Source organism: Mesorhizobium amorphae CCNWGS0123 (assembly GCF_001686985.1).
Taxonomy (GTDB): Bacteria; Pseudomonadota; Alphaproteobacteria; order Rhizobiales; family Rhizobiaceae; genus Mesorhizobium; species Mesorhizobium amorphae.
On the sequence record NZ_CP015318.1, the window covers coordinates 6,165,511 to 6,181,791 of the forward strand.

14 protein-coding genes are annotated in these 16,281 nt (G+C 63.3%); 6 read left to right on the plus strand and 8 right to left on the minus strand.

Annotated features, from left to right (window positions below):
- Nucleotides 1-162: 162 nt before the first annotated feature.
- Nucleotides 163-2,418, minus strand: a complete 2,256-nt coding sequence (locus A6B35_RS29035; protein WP_006200421.1) for a transglycosylase domain-containing protein — start codon at nucleotides 2,416-2,418, stop codon at nucleotides 163-165.
- 385 nt (nucleotides 2,419-2,803) lie between these two features.
- Here A6B35_RS29035 and A6B35_RS29040 point away from each other — a divergent pair, with 385 nt between their 5' ends.
- Complete coding sequence (locus A6B35_RS29040; protein WP_006200422.1) at nucleotides 2,804-3,886, plus strand: ADP-heptose--LPS heptosyltransferase; 1,083 nt, start codon at nucleotides 2,804-2,806, stop codon at nucleotides 3,884-3,886.
- Between the two features lie 211 nt (nucleotides 3,887-4,097).
- On the opposite strand, the gene A6B35_RS29045 is transcribed toward A6B35_RS29040, so the two are convergent.
- The 6 genes from A6B35_RS29045 to A6B35_RS29065 all read right to left on the minus strand — a co-directional run bounded on the left by A6B35_RS29045 (nucleotide 4,098) and on the right by A6B35_RS29065 (nucleotide 8,146).
- Entirely contained in the window at nucleotides 4,098-5,060 is a 963-nt protein-coding gene (locus A6B35_RS29045) for an NHL repeat-containing protein (protein ID WP_006200423.1), read from the minus strand.
- 180 nt (nucleotides 5,061-5,240) lie between these two features.
- The gene (locus A6B35_RS34800) at nucleotides 5,241-5,387 is read right to left on the minus strand and encodes a hypothetical protein (protein WP_006200424.1); all 147 of its coding nucleotides are present in this window, start codon (nucleotides 5,385-5,387) and stop codon (nucleotides 5,241-5,243) included.
- 24 nt (nucleotides 5,388-5,411) lie between these two features.
- Nucleotides 5,412-5,666: a GlsB/YeaQ/YmgE family stress response membrane protein gene (locus A6B35_RS29050; RefSeq protein ID WP_006200425.1), complete on the minus strand. Its 255-nt coding sequence runs from the start codon at nucleotides 5,664-5,666 to the stop codon at nucleotides 5,412-5,414.
- A 105-nt stretch (nucleotides 5,667-5,771) separates the two neighbouring features.
- Nucleotides 5,772-5,975, minus strand: coding sequence for a hypothetical protein (locus A6B35_RS29055; protein WP_006200426.1), 204 nt, complete (start codon nucleotides 5,973-5,975; stop codon nucleotides 5,772-5,774).
- Between the two features lie 72 nt (nucleotides 5,976-6,047).
- Nucleotides 6,048-6,668 (minus strand): ribonuclease D, encoded by a 621-nt coding sequence (locus A6B35_RS29060; RefSeq protein ID WP_006200427.1) that lies wholly within the window; start codon nucleotides 6,666-6,668, stop codon nucleotides 6,048-6,050.
- 92 nt (nucleotides 6,669-6,760) lie between these two features.
- Nucleotides 6,761-8,146, minus strand: coding sequence for a M20/M25/M40 family metallo-hydrolase (locus tag A6B35_RS29065; protein ID WP_006200428.1), 1,386 nt, complete (start codon nucleotides 8,144-8,146; stop codon nucleotides 6,761-6,763).
- Between the two features lie 446 nt (nucleotides 8,147-8,592).
- On the opposite strand from A6B35_RS29065, the gene polA reads away from it, so the two are divergent.
- Nucleotides 8,593-11,550 (plus strand): DNA polymerase I, encoded by a 2,958-nt coding sequence (gene polA / locus A6B35_RS29070; RefSeq protein ID WP_006200429.1) that lies wholly within the window; start codon nucleotides 8,593-8,595, stop codon nucleotides 11,548-11,550.
- A gap of 1 nt (nucleotide 11,551) precedes the next feature.
- The gene (locus A6B35_RS29075) at nucleotides 11,552-12,181 is read left to right on the plus strand and encodes a LysE family translocator (protein ID WP_006200430.1); all 630 of its coding nucleotides are present in this window, start codon (nucleotides 11,552-11,554) and stop codon (nucleotides 12,179-12,181) included.
- Here the strand turns inward: A6B35_RS29075 and A6B35_RS29080 are convergent.
- Nucleotides 12,178-12,582 (minus strand): Fur family transcriptional regulator, encoded by a 405-nt coding sequence (locus A6B35_RS29080; RefSeq protein WP_006200431.1) that lies wholly within the window; start codon nucleotides 12,580-12,582, stop codon nucleotides 12,178-12,180. The two genes, A6B35_RS29075 and A6B35_RS29080, sit on opposite strands and share 4 nt — an antisense overlap.
- 274 nt (nucleotides 12,583-12,856) lie before the next feature.
- On the opposite strand from A6B35_RS29080, the gene A6B35_RS29085 reads away from it, so the two are divergent.
- The 3 genes from A6B35_RS29085 to A6B35_RS29095 all read left to right on the plus strand — a co-directional run bounded on the left by A6B35_RS29085 (nucleotide 12,857) and on the right by A6B35_RS29095 (nucleotide 16,270).
- Complete coding sequence (locus tag A6B35_RS29085; RefSeq protein WP_006200433.1) at nucleotides 12,857-15,073, plus strand: caspase family protein; 2,217 nt, start codon at nucleotides 12,857-12,859, stop codon at nucleotides 15,071-15,073.
- A gap of 115 nt (nucleotides 15,074-15,188) precedes the next feature.
- Nucleotides 15,189-15,560: a hypothetical protein gene (locus tag A6B35_RS29090; protein WP_040582137.1), complete on the plus strand. Its 372-nt coding sequence runs from the start codon at nucleotides 15,189-15,191 to the stop codon at nucleotides 15,558-15,560.
- Nucleotides 15,557-16,270: a DUF4760 domain-containing protein gene (locus A6B35_RS29095; protein ID WP_006200435.1), complete on the plus strand. Its 714-nt coding sequence runs from the start codon at nucleotides 15,557-15,559 to the stop codon at nucleotides 16,268-16,270. The genes A6B35_RS29090 and A6B35_RS29095 overlap by 4 nt, the downstream gene beginning before the upstream one ends.
- Nucleotides 16,271-16,281: the final 11 nt, after the last annotated feature.

Below are 16,281 nucleotides of genomic sequence, written 5' to 3' on the forward strand. Positions count from 1 at the left end.
CGCGATCTCCAGCCGGACATTTAGCGGAACGCCGATGCCGTGGCGAGGGGCGAGTTGGCGCTTAGACCATGATCCCGAAAAGTGGAATCCGGTTTTCGGAAAAGATCATGGGCAAACAAAGGGGTAGATCCCCATCCCGATTCCATCGGGATGGATCGGGCTCTACCCCCCGGTGAGGATGTCGAGGATCGAGGTCTGCCGCTTCTTCGTCGGGCCGCCGACATTGCCGGGCGGCACGGGATGCCCGACCGAAGCGGTGGTCCCACCGTCGCCCGGCATATCGAAACCGTCGGCATCGACCGTTTGGGCGGGCCGTGCCGGGCGACCGGGCGTGGGCGCCTGGGCAGCAGGCTGGGACTGGCCGACCGAAGCCTGCGGCACCGGCGCCGGTCCGACATCGGCCGACGGTATGTCGTCCGGCACGATCGTGTCCGATGGCGTCGACTTCCAGGTTCCGGGCAATGGCCGCACCGGCACGCCTTCATGCGCCGCGACCATGAATTCGTGCCAGGCCTGCGCCGGCAGCGCGCCGCCGGTGACCTTCTTCATTGCGCTGCCGTCATCATTGCCGAACCACACGCCGGTGGTCAGGTTGGCGGTGTAGCCGACGAACCAGGCGTCGCGCGAATTCTGGCTGGTACCGGTCTTGCCGGCCGACGGCCAGGCGAAGGCTGCCTTCTTGGCGGTGCCGATCTCGACCGTGCCGGTCATCATCGAGTTCATCATGCCGACGATTTCTGGTTTGACGACGCGCGGCGCACCGCCGCCACTGGCGTCATAGAGCACCTTGCCCTCGGTCGTGGTGATGCGGCGGATAAAATGGATGTCCGGCTTGTAGCCGCCATTGGCGAAGGGAACATAGGCCGAGGTCAGCTCGAGCGGCGTCACTTCGGAAGTGCCAAGCGCGATCGAAGTGTTGGCTTGCAGCTCGGACTGGATGCCCATGCGGTGCGCCGCCTCGACCACCGCGTCGGGCCCGACCTCCATGGTCAGCTGTGCCGCGACCGAGTTCAGCGACTTCGCCAGTGCCATCGCCAGCGTCACCTTGCCGAAATACTTGCCGCCGTAATTGTCCGGCGTCCATTTGCCGATCTTGATCGGCGCATCGTTGCGCACGCTGTCCGGCGTGCGTCCGGCCTCAAGTGCAGCCATGTAGACGAACGGCTTGAAGGCAGAGCCGGGCTGCCGGCGTGCTTCGGAGGCGCGGTCGAACTGGCTGGTCGAATAGTCGTAGCCGCCGACCATGGCGCGCACGGCGCCGGAATCGTCGATCGACACCAGGGCGCCCTGGCTGACATTGAGCTTCTTGCCGCTCTCGTCGATCAGCCGCCGGATCGACTGTTCGGCGAGCTTCTGCAGCGTCAGGTCGACCGTGCTGTCGATGACGATGTCGCCGCGCACGTCGCCGATCAGGTCGGGCAATTCTTCCATGATGGTGTCGGCGACATAGTTTTCCGAGCCGGTCCAGTAGGACGGCGCACGCGTCGCCGGCGCACTCATCGCCGAGGTCAGCTCCTTGGCGCTGATCTTGCCTTCGTCGCGCATGGCGGCGAGCACCAGTTGCGCCCGGTCCTCGGCCGCCTTCGGGTCGCGCGCCGGCGACAGTCGCGACGGCGCTTTCAACAGGCCGGCCAGAAGCGCTGCCTCGGACAGAGTGACGTCGCGCGCACTCTTGCCGAAATAGCGCCGCGAAGCCGCCTCCACGCCATAGGCGCCGGAACCGAAATAGACCCGGTTGAGGTACATTTCGAGGATCTGGTCCTTGGTGTGCTTGTGCTCCAGCCACAACGCCAGCAGCACTTCCTGCACCTTGCGCTCGAGTGTGCGGTCCGGCGTCAGGAACAGGTTCTTGGCGAGCTGCTGGGTCAGCGTCGAGCCGCCTTGCGAGAAATGTCCGCCAAGCACGTTGGTGACCATGGCGCGCGACAGGCCGATCGGGTCGATGCCGAAATGCGAATAGAAACGGCGATCCTCGATGGCGATGACAGCCTCGGGAATATAGGGCGACATTTCGTGCAGGCCGACCGCCTCGCCGCCGCTCATGCCACGATTGGCGAGCAATTGTCCGTCGGCCGAGACGATCTTGATGTTGGGCGCGCGGTCGGGGATCGACCAGGTCGTGGCCGCCGGCATCTTCGCGCCATAATAGACGACGATACCGGCCGCCGCGATGCCGCCCCAGATGCAGAGCACGAAGCACCAGTAGACCAGGCGGCCAAGCACGCCGAACAGGCCGCGTCGGCTGCGGCCGCGTCCACGGCGCGATGATTTTGCCTTTGCGGTTTTGCGGCCAGCGGAGGTTCTGCGATTGCCCGGCACGACGCGGTCCTCCTCGCTCACCGAAAACCCGGCCGAGGCTTTTGCCTGTGACGGGCCCTCGAAGCTGGGTTCGATGCGACTGTCTCTGCGGTTCGCCATGCGCTGTGCTATTTGTCCCGTGCCTATGGCGCTCCGGTTGCAGAGTAGATGCGGCGATTTAAGGGCGCGTTAAAGCGGCGGATTCGCAGCCCGTTGAATTGCCTTGGAAATTTCGAAACGCGCTGCTGCCCGTTGTCGCCGCCGTTACCGATGCTTTCCCGCGCGAAACAGGTTCTTTCATGCCTAGATAAGCCTTTCGCCCTGGTTTGCGCGGCGCGGTCAAATCCTGATCGAGGTTATTCCTTGGGGTTTCCCTTGGCCGCGCAATGTGAACTCGCGCGGGAAAAAGTATTCGCTGCATAGCTGGCCTGTGGCTCGGTCACTGCTTGCCTTCGGCATCATCTTGCATTAGCGCGAAGATTTTCGGGGGCTTGGCGCTGCGAACATGAAGATTTCAGAAAAGCCAGTAGTCCTGGTGCTGACGCGCAATGAAAAGCTTGGGGACGCGATTTTGCGGGTTCCAGTCTACCGCGCGCTGAGGCTGGCTTTGCCCACTCATCGGATCGTCTGCGCATCTGATTTGGACACGGTGTGGCGCACAACATTGGCCCCCGTTCGACCCGAGCTTATCGATGAAATTCTGGTCGATCAGCGCCTGTCCAGCATTTCGCAGATACGTGCGCTGATGCGCCGACTTGGCACGGTGGACCTCGTGTTGGATCTTCGCTCAAGCAAGGAAACACCCCGGAGCTATGTTGCAGCGGCAGGACTGCCTGCGCGCTACATTGCCAATTCGGTAGGCTTCGCTCTGCGACGCAATATTGCCGGCTTTTTCGAGCCCCGCCCCCCTACCAACGCCCTGCGATGGCATCGAATGGTCGAACTGGCCACTGACCGCCTTTTGCCTTTCGACGCCAAATTGCCCGTGTTCGAAAAGGCACGCGACGAGGCTTTGCGTCTCATTCCATCGGGCGAGCGCTTCATAGGCCTGTCTCCCGGCCCGACCATGAACAAATTCTGGCATCGGCAGAAATGGACGGACCTCGCCAAACACATTGCCAGCGATGGCATCCTTCCTGTTTTCCTGCTCGGGCCTCAAGAAACCGAGCAGCGCAACTGGATTGAAAAGGACGGCGTGTCGAAGGTTGTCGATGTCGGTTCGGTCCAGGATTCGGCGTTGCTTCCTTGGCTGTTCCACGCCCTCGCCGATCGTGCGATCTGCATTGTTGCCGCGGAGAGCGGGCTTGGACATCTGGTGGCCACTCGGCAAGGTGCACTGCTTACATTGGCAGGCCCGTCGAAAGCCCGCCTCTGGCGCCCGCTCACCCCGCATCATTGGGTAGTGGAAGCGCGCGAGTTCGGGTCGAGGAAAACCGAGGATATACCTCTTGATGTCGTGGTTGCTCGCCTCCAGGAGATAGTCCGGTGGGCGTCGAACTCGGCGCCAGGCTCAACCCCTCATGACCAACCGAAAGTTGGCGTTGCTGGTATTCAGGCTGTCGGGGCGGTACCTGTCCCGATCATTTAACCCATCGAGCAATTCCAGGAAAACTGTGAAACGGTTTTCCGTCCGGAATTGCTTCAAGAACAAAGGGATAGCGCGGTGCGGCATTTCCGTGAAACGATGAGCCGCTCTAATGCATGTCGCCCAAAAGTGTGCAGCGGTTTTGGGATAACGACATGCATAAAAAACAAGAACCTAAAGCGCCTCGCATGAGGCCGTTCAGGCGCGACGCGCTTTAGGCGCGCGTCAACTCCGGCTCGAGCCGCCGCACGTTCTGCCCGACGATCGACGCCAGCGAATAAAACGCCAGCGTCTGCTCTTCGCAGGTCAACGCCACGACATTGTTCGAGCGGTCGATGTCGAGACCCTTCGGACCGCCTTCCTCGTCGCTGTTCCTGCCGCGCAGGAAGGTCTCGTCGTCGAGGACGACAAGCGAGCGCGACGGTGTGCGGCGTCCGCTCCAGCCGCCCTCTCTGTCATAGACGTGCAGCCTTGGACTGCCGGCGTCGGCGACAAGAACATGCCGGTCGTCAGCGGTGAAGCGCAGGCCGTGCGGGTAGTTGGCGTTCTCGAGAATCCCGGCCGGCTCGGTGTCGGGTCCGAGCGGTCCCGACAGGCTGTAGACTTTCACATCCCTGGTGCCATGGCTGCTGATGGCGACCCACTGGCCGTCATGGCTGAGCGCGATGCCGTCGGGAATATCGAGGCCCCGTTTCAGCAGCACCTGGTTCCTCAGCGCGCGATATCCCAGCCGCCGGTCGACGACATGACGGGTGACCTGGTGCGTATAGTTGTTGCAGACCAGCAGGCTGGTCCGGCTGGGTGACTCCCGCCTGACCGCGATCGAACCGGGCGTCCTCAACTTGCAGAACAGCCCGCTCTTGATCTGGCGGCGCGGCGAGATTTCAAGGCTTCTGCCGGCAGGCTCTCCCGAAGGCAGCGAAAATATGCCAACCCGCCCGTCGCGATTGGCGACAGCCAGGGTCCGATCGTCGATGAAATCGAGGCCGTGAACCTCGCCGATGCAGTCGGATGTCAGTTCCATGTAATCGTGGATCGTGACCTCGGGTCCAGCGGGGGCTGGCTCGACCTCGATCCGCAGGATCAGGCAGCGCTTTCGCCCAAAGCCGGCGACGGCCAAGAGCCGGTTGTCGGGCGAAAAGCGTACATCTTCCGTGCGCCCGATTGCCGAAAGCACGGCTCGGACAGCATCGCTGGCCCTGAAGTCGATCCGGGGTATCACCTGAGGCCTGACCTGAAGAGAGGAAGAATTGGAAGCTGCCCGCTGCCCCGCCTTGGCTTGAGACGCGGTCATAGAACCTTGTCCGCGCCTGTCCGGTCAAGCGGTGGGCCAACTGGAGGCGTCAATCCGGCGTGATCAATTCTGCTGGATCGAAATGCCCTTGTCGTCGATCTTCAGCTCCACGCCCTTCGGCTTGGCCTGCTCGCGATAGACATAGACGCCAAGGGCGATGACGACCACGACGAGCGCGCCGATGATCAAATAGAGCATGTTCTGTTTCATGGCGCGCCCTTTTGCTGTCGTGCGTCAGGCTCGTTTCAAGACCTTGACCACCAGCAACAGGATGATGGCGCCGATCGTGGCATTGATGATGGCGGCGAGAATGCCGCCGCCAATGGCAAAGCCAAGTCTTGGGAAAAGCCAGCCGGCGATGAAGGCGCCGATAATGCCGACGATGATGTTGCCAACCAGGCCGAAGCCGAAGCCTGAGACGACGAGGCCGGCGAGCCAGCCGGCGATGGCGCCAATGATGATGAAGATGATAAGGCTTTCGATACCCATTAATTCCTCCGAGCAAAGGGCGACGGCGGAGCGAAAGCCCCGAATCGGCCTCGATATCAACGACTTCAGGCTATGCGAAAGCAGCCGGCCCCGCCAGCGGCAGCGTCAGTCGTCGTCACTCTCCTCGAAGGTGGGCCGCCAGCTCGTCGGTTCGACCCGCTTTTGCGTATCACTGTCGATATAGGTCCACCAGGCACCGTCGCGATACTGCGCGATGGATTCGTTGATCACGCTGTTGGCGTCTTTCCAGTAGACGGTAACCCTGGAACCGTCCGTCGGCGCGGTCGATATAGGCTTGCGGTCTGCCATGTCTTCCCTCTTCGAGGTCATCCCTCTTTGAGCCGAAGGAACGCGGCCAGCGGCGCCCGGGTTCCGAAGCCATCAGCTATGGGCGAAGATGTCCTCTTCGGCCCAGCCCATCAGGTCGAGCTTGGCACGCGTCGGCAGGAAGCGGAAGCAGGCATCGGCCTCCCTCGTCCTGTTCTCGCGCGCCAGCCGGGCAGCCAGCACATCGCGCAGCCGGTGCAGATAGAGCACGTCGGAGGCGGCGTATTCGAGCTGTTCCGGCGACAGCGTCTCGGCTGCCCAGTCCGACGACTGCTGCGCCTTCGACAGGCCGATGCCGAGCAGCTCGTTGCAGATGTCCTTCAGCCCATGCCGGTCGGTATAGGTGCGGGTCAGCCGCGAGGCGATCTTGGTGCAGAACACCGGCTCCGGCATGACACCAAAGGCATTGTAGAGCACGGCGAGATCGAAGCGGCCGAAATGGAACAGCTTGGTGATGCCCCTGTTCCTGAGCAGGCTGACGAGGTTCGGCGCCTTCTTCTGGCCGGGCGCGATCTGGATGACGTCGGCCGAGCCGTCGCCGGGCGAAATCTGCACCACGCAGAGCCGGTCGCGATGCGGGTTCAGCCCGAGCGTCTCGGTGTCGATGGCCACCGCCCCGACATTGTAGTGCGAAAGGTCGGGCAGGTCATTTTTGTGGAAGCGTATGTCGCTCATGGTCTTCTCCGGATCGCGGCGTGCATCGTCCTCGCCGCGATCCGCAGAAAAATCAACAGAAAGTTGAATTCACGCCATGCGTGTTTCCCGCGTCAGCGCGTCAGCGCGTCGAGAATGCGGGCCCAGGAGCGCTGGCCTTTATGGAAGGAAGTGAGCTCGTATTTCTCGTTGGGCGAATGGATGCGGTCGTCGTCGAGGCCGAAGCCGACCAGCAGCGACTCGATGCCGAGATAGGTCTGGAAATCGCCGACCACCGGGATCGAGCCGCCGCTGCCCGTCGTCACCGCCTGTTTCGCCCATTCGTCGGACAGCGCGTCCTTGGCCTTGGCCAGGAACGGCGAGTCATAGGAGAGCTGGATCGCCGGCGAGCCGCCATGCGGATGGAATTCGACCGAGCAATCGGCCGGAATGCGTTCCTTGACGAAAGCCTGGAAAGCAGCGCGGATCTTCTTCGGGTCCTGCTTGTGCACCAGGCGGAACGACACCTTTGCCGAAGCTTCAGCGGCGATCACCGTCTTGAAGCCTTTTCCCGTATAGCCGCCAATGATGCCGTTGAACTCGGCCGTCGGCCGCGCCCAGGTCAGCTCGAGCACCGAACGGCCCTTTTCGCCTGACGGGATCGACAGGCCGACCGGGCTGAGGAAAGTCTCCGCCGTCTCGCCGAGCGTCTCCCAGGACTTCAATACCTGCGAGGGCGTCTGCTCGACGCCGTCGTAGAAGCCCGGAATGGTGATGTGGCCTTCCTTGTCGTGGATGTCGGCCAGGATATTCGCGAGGATGCGGATCGGATTGGCGGCAGCACCGCCATAGAGGCCCGAATGCAGGTCGCGGTCGGCAGCTTTGACGGTAACCTCTTCGCCCACCATGCCGCGCAGCGAAACGCAGATGGAAGGCGTCTCGCGATCCCACATGCCGGTGTCGCAGACCAGCGCGAAGTCGGTCTTGAGTTCGGCCTTGTTGGCGTCGAGGAACGGCTTCAGCGACGGCGAGCCGGATTCCTCCTCGCCCTCGAACAGGATGGTGATGCGGCAAGGCAGGCTGCCATGCACCTGCTTCCAGGCGCGGCAGGCCTCGACGAAGGTCATCAACTGGCCCTTGTCGTCGGCCGAGCCGCGGCCGGTGATCACCTTGTGGCCGGGCGCAATCTCCTTCACCGCCGGCGCGAACGGATCGTTCTCCCAAAGCTCGATCGGATCGACCGGCTGCACGTCGTAATGGCCGTAGAACAGCACATGCGGCGCCCCTGCCGGTCCTTCATGATGCGCCACCACCATCGGATGTCCAGGCGTGTCGCGCACGCTGGCGTCGAAGCCGATGAGCTTGAGCTCGGCCACCAGCCATTCCGCCGCCTTGCGGCAGTCGGCGGCGTAACTTGGGTCGGTGGAGATCGACTTGATGCTGAGCAGGCCGAACAGCCGCTCCAGGCTCCGGTCGAGATTGCTGTCGAGACGGTCAAGGACGGGAGAAATTCTGGACATTCTTGGGCCTTTCGATTTTGCGCCGACCCTAAAGCGACGAGCCGAAAACGAAAAGCCGGGAACGTTGGACCAGCGCCTTTGCCGTTGAAAATGCCAAGATGGACGACAAAAGCCGGAAGGCAAAAAAGAGCCGCCGTGGTGGAGGGGGAACCACGGCGGCCTTTTACTCGAAACGTTGCGGCAGCCCGGAGAGGGGGGATAGGCTGCCGCAGGTGTCCGGGATAGGCGGGGGACGGGCCTTGCTCCGGACTTCGGCGAAAACTGCCGATGACGTGTATTTGGGTCCTTGAACGTGGCGATTCAAGGGCACCAAAATTACACTTTTGTAACATACTTGTGAGCGCCCGGCCCATCAGTGCCGGGTTCTGTCAGGGTATTGCCGGAACCGTTGACAGAAGCCGCCTTTGGCATGGACCGCGCAGCCGCGCCGCGCTATCCCTGCCGGCATGAAAAAAGGCGATCATCTCTTCCTTATCGACGGCTCCGGCTACATTTTTCGCGCCTATCACGCGCTGCCGCCGCTGACCCGCAAATCGGACGGTCTGCCGGTCGGCGCCGTTTCCGGCTTCTGCAACATGCTGTGGAAGCTGATGCAGGACGCCCGCAACACCGATGTCGGTGTGGTGCCGACGCATTTCGCCGTCATCTTCGACTATTCGTCAAAAACCTTCCGCAATGAGCTCTACCCTGAATACAAGGCCAACCGCTCGGCCCCGCCCGAAGACCTGATCCCGCAATTCGGCCTCATCCGCCAGGCGACCAAGGCCTTCAACCTGCCTTGCATCGAGATGGAAGGTTTTGAGGCCGACGACCTCATCGCCACCTATTGCAAGCTTGCCTGTGAGGCCGGCGGCGACACCACGATCATCTCCTCCGACAAGGATCTGATGCAGCTGGTTGGCGACACGGTCGGCATGTACGACCCGATGAAGGACCGCCAGATCGGCATTCCCGAGGTGATCGAGAAATGGGGCGTGCCGCCGGAAAAGATGATCGATCTGCAGGCCTTGACCGGCGACTCTGTCGACAACGTGCCGGGCGTGCCCGGCATCGGACCGAAGACGGCCGCGCAATTGCTGGAACAGTTCGGCAACCTCGACGGGCTGCTCGAGCGCGCCGGCGAGATCAAGCAGGACAAAAGGCGGGAATCCATCATCGCCAACGCCGACAAGGCGCGCATTTCGCGCCAGCTGGTGACGCTGAAGAACGACGTGCCGGTGGCCGAAGGGCTCGACGATTTCGTGCTGCATGCGCCCGACGGGCCGAAGCTGATCGGCTTCCTCAAGACGATGGAATTCACCTCGCTGACCCGCCGCGTGGCTGAAGCGACCGGCACCGAGGCCGGCGATGTCCAGGCCGTCGCCGTCACCGTCGAGCGCGCCGATACCGCGCATGGTCCCGATGTCGGCGCCGGCGCACCGGCAACTGCCCCAAGCGCGGCCAGCACCGCGACGAACGAAGCCGGGGCTGCTGCAGCTAAGGCGGAAGCGGCCAAGGCAGGCGATACCCCTTCCCTGCTTGCCGCCCTTCGCCTCGAATCGGCTTCTGCCGCGAAGATCGACGCCGGGGCCTATGTCACGATCCGCGATATCGCGACACTGAAGGCCTGGCTGGCTGAGGCGAGAGAGACCGGCATCGTCGCCTTCGACACCGAGACGACCTCGTCCGACCCGATGCTCGCCGATCTCATCGGTTTTTCGATGGCAATTGCACCTGGCCGCGCCGCCTATGTGCCGCTCGCCCACAAGAGCGGAGCCGGCGACCTGCTCGGCGGCGGAATGCTGGATAACCAGGTCCCCATCCGCGAGGCGCTGGCGCTGCTGAAACCCCTGCTTGAGGACCGATCGGTCCTCAAGATCGTGCAGGACGTGAAATACGACATCGTCGTCATGAGCCGCCATGGCGTCGACGTCGCGCCCTTCGACGACACCATGCTGATTTCCTACGTGCTCGACGCCGGCACCGGCCACCACACTCTGTCGGCTCTTTCCGACAAATGGCTCGGCCACGCAACGACCCCGCTCAAGGATCTCGCAGGTTCCGGAAGAAGCTCGGTCGGCTTCGAGCAGGTCGACATAGACAGGGCGACGGCCTACGCCGCCGGCCACGCCGATGTCGCGTTTCGGCTGTGGCAGGTGCTGAAGCCTCGGCTCGCCGCCAAGGGGCTGGTTTCGGTGTATGAACGGCTGGAGCGGCCGCTGGTGCCGGTGCTGGCCAGGATGGAACAGCGCGGCATCTCGGTCGACCGCCAGATCCTGTCGCGGCTCTCCGGTGAGCTGGCGCAGGGTGCGGCACGACTGGAGGAGGAAATCTACGGCCTCGTCGGCGAGCGCATCAACATCGGTTCGCCGAAACAGCTGGGCGACATATTGTTCGGACGCATGGGGCTGCCCGGCGGCTCGAAGACCAAGACCGGCCAATGGTCGACCTCGGCGCAATTGCTGGAAGACCTCGCCGCCGAAGGCCACGAATTGCCGCGCAAGATCGTCGACTGGCGCCAGCTCACCAAGCTGAAGTCGACCTACACCGACGCGTTGCCCGGCTTCATCCATCCCGATACAAGGCGCGTGCACACCTCCTACGCGCTCGCCGCGACGACCACAGGCCGGCTGTCCTCCTCCGACCCCAATCTGCAGAACATACCGGTGCGCACCGCCGAGGGGCGCAAGATCAGGACCGCCTTCATCGCCGACAAGGGCCACAAGCTGGTCTCGGCCGACTACAGCCAGATCGAGCTGCGCGTGCTTGCCCATGTCGCCGAGATCCCGCAACTGACGCAGGCCTTCGCCGACGGCGCCGACATCCACGCCATCACCGCCTCGGAAATGTTCAATGTGCCGGTGGAAGGCATGCCTTCGGAAGTGCGCCGCCGCGCCAAGGCGATCAATTTCGGCATCATCTACGGCATTTCGGCCTTTGGTTTGGCCAACCAGCTGTCGATCCCGCGCGAGGAAGCCGGCGCCTACATCAAGAAGTATTTCGAGCGCTTCCCCGGCATCCGCGACTACATCGAGGCGACCAAGGCCTATGCCCGCGAACATGGTTTCGTCGAAACCATCTTCGGCCGCCGCATCCATTACCCGGAGATCCGATCGTCGAATCCTTCGATCCGCGCCTTCAACGAGCGCGCCTCGATCAATGCCAGGTTGCAGGGCACCGCCGCCGATATCATCCGCCGCGCCATGGTGCATATGGACGAGGCGGTGGAGAAGGCAGGGCTTTCCGCCCGCATGCTGCTGCAGGTGCATGACGAACTGATCTTCGAGACGGTGGAGGCGGAAGTCGAGGCGACGATCCCGGTCGTGCGCCGGGTGATGGAGAACGCGCCGATGCCGGCGGTCTCGATGTCGGTGCCGCTGCATGTCGATGCGCGGGCCGCCAACAACTGGGACGAGGCGCATTAAGGTGAGCGGCGTCCTGCCGCTTTCGACGGGCACGTTCCTTTCCTTTGCGCTCGCATGCCTGCTGATCGAATTGACGCCCGGACCGAACATGACCTATTTGGCGCTGGTTTCCGCCAGCGACGGTCGGCGCGCCGGCTTCGCTACGGTCGCGGGCATTGCCTTGGGCCTTGCCGTCATCGGCGGGATTGCCGCTTTCGGCGTCGCCGAACTGATCCAGGCGTCCCGGTTCCTCTATGAAGGGCTTCGCTGGGCTGGAGTGTTGTTCCTGCTCTACCTTGCCTGGGAAGGCTGGACCGCCGGGACAGACGTGGCTTCAGCTGGCGGCGGCGCGAATGGTCGATATTTCACCCGCGGTCTCGTCACCAACCTTCTCAATCCCAAGGCAGCGATCTTCTATGTCGCCGTGCTACCGACCTTCGTCGACGCCGGGCGGCCGATCCTCGCCCAGACTGTCCTGCTCACCACGGTCTATGTGGCTATCGCGACTGGAATACATGGAATGATTGTTGTGCTGGCGGGATCGCTGGAGCCGTTCCTCAACGCCCCCCGGCGGGAGCGTTTCAGCCGACGGCTGCTTTCCGCCCTGCTGGCGCTGGTAGCATTCTGGTTCGCTTGGTCGACTGCCCGCTAAGCCGCTTCGGCCAAGCACTTGGCACACGTCCCACGGAACTCGATTACCGCCTTCTTGGCGGCGAAGCCGGTCGAGCGCACCCATTCGTCGAGCCGATGGTCGACATCGTGGTCGGACATTTCGGTCACCTGGCCGCATGTGTCGCAGATAGCGAAAGCGGTCATCGAATGGCTGTGGTCGTGCGGCTCGGCGCAGGCGACGAAGGAGTTGAGGCTTTCCAGCCTGTGCACGAAACCGGACTTCACCAGCGTGTCGAGCGCCCGGTAGACCTGCAGCGGCGCGCGAAAACCGCGCTCGCGAAGCTGGTCGAGCAGCGTATAGGCGCTGAGCGGCCCGCTGGCGGCCTCGAGTTTTTCGAGCACGCACAGCTGGTTCTTCGTCAGCACATCCCTTGCCGCCATGGTCCTGCTTCCAATCATTCCTTGCCGCTCGCACGTCATTTCCGCATGCGGGCGGTCTCAATTCCACTGAGATAGCGACGAATCGGCCTTTTTGCCACTGTTTCCGTCATCTCCATCAAGGCCATGACTGCCGGATCGCCCGATTGCACGAGATGGTCCAGGCCGCTGCACTCGCAATCGCCGGTTGACTGCCCCGGCAGCATTCAAAATACTGACAAGATCCTCGACGAGGATTGCCGCGCTTGGAAATACGATCGGGCTTGGGGAAGCATTGATGATCAGCTTGACACGCAGGACGCTGCTTGTCGGCGCGTCCGCGCTGACACTTGCCGGTACGCTGTCGTTCCGCACCCTTGCCGCCGGACGCACCTACCATGCGCTGCTGGTCGCTTGCACCGACTATCCAAACCTGCCGAAGAAGCACTGGCTGATCGGGCCGAAGAACGATGCCGGCCTGGTGCGCGACTATCTGTTGAAGAACACGCTCGCTCCGGTGAAGTTCGCCCCGGAAAACATCACGCTGCTGGGCAAGGATGTCGACGGCGCCAACGGCCTGCCGACGCATGCGGCGATCAAGGCGGCACTTGCCGACCTTGCCGCCAGGGTGCAGCGCGACGATTTTGTCTACCTGCATCTGTCCGGCCATGGCGCGCAGCAGCCCGAGGCGAAGAAGGGCAACGAGACCGACGGCCTCGACGAGATCTTCCTTCCCGTCGACATAGACAAATGGGTCAACCGCGATGCCGGCGTGCCCAATGCGCTGATCGACAACGAGATCGGCACGGCACTCGACGCCATCCGCGACAAGGGCGCCTTCGTCTGGGTGGTCTTCGATTGCTGCCATTCCGGCACGGCTACCCGGGCCGCTGAGGTCGATGACGAGCTGGAACGCAAGGTCGAGTTCGCCGATCTGGTCGGCGGCAGCGAGGCCGACAGGACGGCAGCCGTGAAGCTCTATGACGACATCACGGCGACGGCCTCGCGCGGTCTCGACGAGAACGGCCAGCGCAAACCCGCCTTCAACCTGAAGCCGACCGGCGGCGAGCCGGTCACCAAGGGCAAGCTGGTCGCCTTCTATGCCGCGCAAACCGTCGAGACGACGCCGGAGATGCCGCTGCCCAAGGGCACCGCGGATGCACCGCGCTTTGGGCTGTTCACCTTCACCATCCTGTCCAAGCTGGCGGAGAACCCCAACGTCACCTACCGCCAGCTCGGCCAGGCCGTGCTGCAGCAATATTCGGCCGACAGCCGCACCCGGCCGACACCGCTGTTCGAAGGCGAGCTCGACGCCCGCGTCTTCGGCACCGACAAGACTGACGCCGTCATGCAATGGCCTCTGGTCGTCAAGGACGATCAGGCGACGATTGGCGCCGGGCTGCTGCAGCGCCTTACTCCCGGCAGCAAGCTCGCCATCTTGCCTTCGGCGCTGTCGCAGCTTTCCGACGCGCTCGGCTATGTCGAGGTGCAATCGGCCAAGAACCTGGAGAGCCGCATCAAGCCGGTCGAGTTCGACGGCAAGCCGGCGCTGAAGCTGGCCGACATCCCCGCCAACGCCTATGCGCGCCTCGCTGAACTCGCCGTCGACTACAGATTGGTGGTGGCGCGACCGGCAGCGATCGCGGGCCTCGACAAGGAGACCGCGCTGGTCAATGCGGTTCTGGACGAACTGGCGGCCCGGGACAAATCGGGCTTCCATGTAGAGCTGGTCGAGCCCGGCAAGAGCGCCGATCTGAGGCTCGCCGTGCTACGCGAGAACGCCATCGCCGGGGCTGCGGCCGATGCCAGCGACAAGCCGGCTCTGTGGTTCCTGCCGGCTTCCGGCGACGTGACGCTGACGGATGGCGGCAGGCCGCCACTAATCATCATCCATCCCGACGAGCAGGCAAAGCTGGCTGAGGCGACGGCAAAGAACCTGACGACGATCTTCCGCGCCACCGGGCTGTCGCGGCTGGCGGCCGCTTCCGACTACCGGCCGGAAGAAGTCAGCGTCGAATTCCAGATCAGGCGCCGCGACGGCGACGCGCTGGAACCTCTGCAGGCCTCGACGGTGCCGCGTGTCTCACCCGGCGACGAGGTGCATATCAAGGCCAGGAACGATTCCGACAAATATGTCGACATCAACGTGCTATATGTTGGCAGCGACTATTCGATCACCCATATCGTCGCCGAGCGGCTGGCGCCCGCCAACGGCTCGCCCGACGCCGGGCTGAAGGAAGGCCTGCTTGCCTTCACCGACACCAGCTTCGGCATGGAGCGGATGATCGCGGTGCTGACCGAAGCGCCGCCGCAGAGCGAGAAGGAGGATCTGGCCTTCCTGGCGCAGGACGGCGTTCCTTCGGCGACGCGCGCGGTCGGCGGGTCGGGCTTCTCCGACATGCTGGCCGACATCGGCACGGCGCCGGCGACACGCTCGGTAATGAAACTTGGCGACAAGAGCGGACCGAAGGGCGCGGTGATGATCTTCCCGATGGAGACGGTGCCGCACACTTGACCGGTAGCCGCTGCAAGAGTCTTGCCGGCATCGTTGCCTGGCCTCTTGCCGTCGGCCTGGTATGTGAACATTCTGGCGCGGCCGGACGAGAAGGATGAGGACGTTCGTGAATATCATGATGCTTTCCTGGCGTGGCGCCGTAGCCGGGCTTTTCCTAGCCGGACTGTTGCTTGGCCACGCCTCGGCGGACGAGGCCTGCGGCCTTTGTGCCAAGCAGATCGTCACCAATTCCGAGCTGGCAGGCTGCTTTCTCGACCAGTACGACCAGTTCGCCAAGACAAGCAGCGAAGCCATCGTCGTCGATCTCTCGAATTGCGGCTCGCGCGGCGTGGTCGAGGCCCTGCCGTCGCCCAACAAGGCGCCCGCCGAGCCGGACGTGCAGTTCCTGATTTCGCGCCTGCAGCTCGACTGCCTGAAGGAGAAGCTCGAGGCGCCGGGCATCGTGCTCGACCCGTCGGCCACCATCGACCTGGACAGCTGCCGATGAAAAAGCCGGGGGGCAAGACGATACAACAGATGGCACCGGCACCGGTGCCGGCAGCAGCCGGGAAGGCGGCCACGCTGCCGGAGACGACGGAGGGTTTCCCCTGGCCGAGCAGTCACGAGATCAAGAAGGAGGCGAACCCCTTCACCGATCGCGACTGGCGCATGCTGGTCTATGCCTGGTCCGGATTGCTGGTGCGCCTCGCGATCATCTTCACGCTGATGTTCTCGATCTACCAGTTCCTGGCCAACCAGGACCAGAAACGCGTCGAGCAGACGATGGCGCTCGTCGAGCTTTGGGAGACCAAGGATTACCAGCAGGCGCAGCGCGCGCTGAAGGACCGCCTGGCGGCGCTCAACGCCAAATACGACAAGCTGCTCAGCGCCAATCCGACGCCGACCGAGGAACAGGTGTTCAGGCAGCGCATCGGCATCGAGGCGATGACTGCGGAAGGCGGCGACATGCCGCTGGCCGACTTCAGCGATCACTTCGACCGCGTCGTCTATTTCCTCAACCGCCTGTCCTTCTGCGTCGAAGGCAAGCTCTGTTCGCAAAAAGTGGCCGACGCCTATTTCCGCGACTATGCCGTTTCCTTCTGGAGTTACTTTGCCGGCTATGTAGACAAGCAGCGCAAGGCCGGCTCCTCAACCTTCGCCTTGCCGATCGAGACCTATGTGCGCCTTGGGCAGCCGCCCTCGGCTCCAGCTCAATAGAAGCAGGACAT

Excerpts from the sequence above, each read along its gene's own strand:
- A6B35_RS29035 (WP_006200421.1), bottom strand. The coding sequence starts at position 2,418 with ATGGCGAACCGCAGAGACAGTCGCATCGAACCCAGCTTCGAGGGCCCG.
- A6B35_RS29040 (WP_006200422.1), top strand. The coding sequence starts at position 2,804 with ATGAAGATTTCAGAAAAGCCAGTAGTCCTGGTGCTGACGCGCAATGAA.
- A6B35_RS34800 (WP_006200424.1), bottom strand. The coding sequence starts at position 5,387 with ATGAAACAGAACATGCTCTATTTGATCATCGGCGCGCTCGTCGTGGTC.
- A6B35_RS29050 (WP_006200425.1), bottom strand. The coding sequence starts at position 5,666 with ATGGGTATCGAAAGCCTTATCATCTTCATCATCATTGGCGCCATCGCC.
- A6B35_RS29055 (WP_006200426.1), bottom strand. The coding sequence starts at position 5,975 with ATGGCAGACCGCAAGCCTATATCGACCGCGCCGACGGACGGTTCCAGG.
- A6B35_RS29060 (WP_006200427.1), bottom strand. The coding sequence starts at position 6,668 with ATGAGCGACATACGCTTCCACAAAAATGACCTGCCCGACCTTTCGCAC.
- A6B35_RS29065 (WP_006200428.1), bottom strand. The coding sequence starts at position 8,146 with ATGTCCAGAATTTCTCCCGTCCTTGACCGTCTCGACAGCAATCTCGAC.
- polA (WP_006200429.1), top strand. The coding sequence starts at position 8,593 with ATGAAAAAAGGCGATCATCTCTTCCTTATCGACGGCTCCGGCTACATT.
- A6B35_RS29080 (WP_006200431.1), bottom strand. The coding sequence starts at position 12,582 with ATGGCGGCAAGGGATGTGCTGACGAAGAACCAGCTGTGCGTGCTCGAA.
- A6B35_RS29085 (WP_006200433.1), top strand. The coding sequence starts at position 12,857 with ATGATCAGCTTGACACGCAGGACGCTGCTTGTCGGCGCGTCCGCGCTG.
- A6B35_RS29090 (WP_040582137.1), top strand. The coding sequence starts at position 15,189 with ATGATGCTTTCCTGGCGTGGCGCCGTAGCCGGGCTTTTCCTAGCCGGA.
- A6B35_RS29095 (WP_006200435.1), top strand. The coding sequence starts at position 15,557 with ATGAAAAAGCCGGGGGGCAAGACGATACAACAGATGGCACCGGCACCG.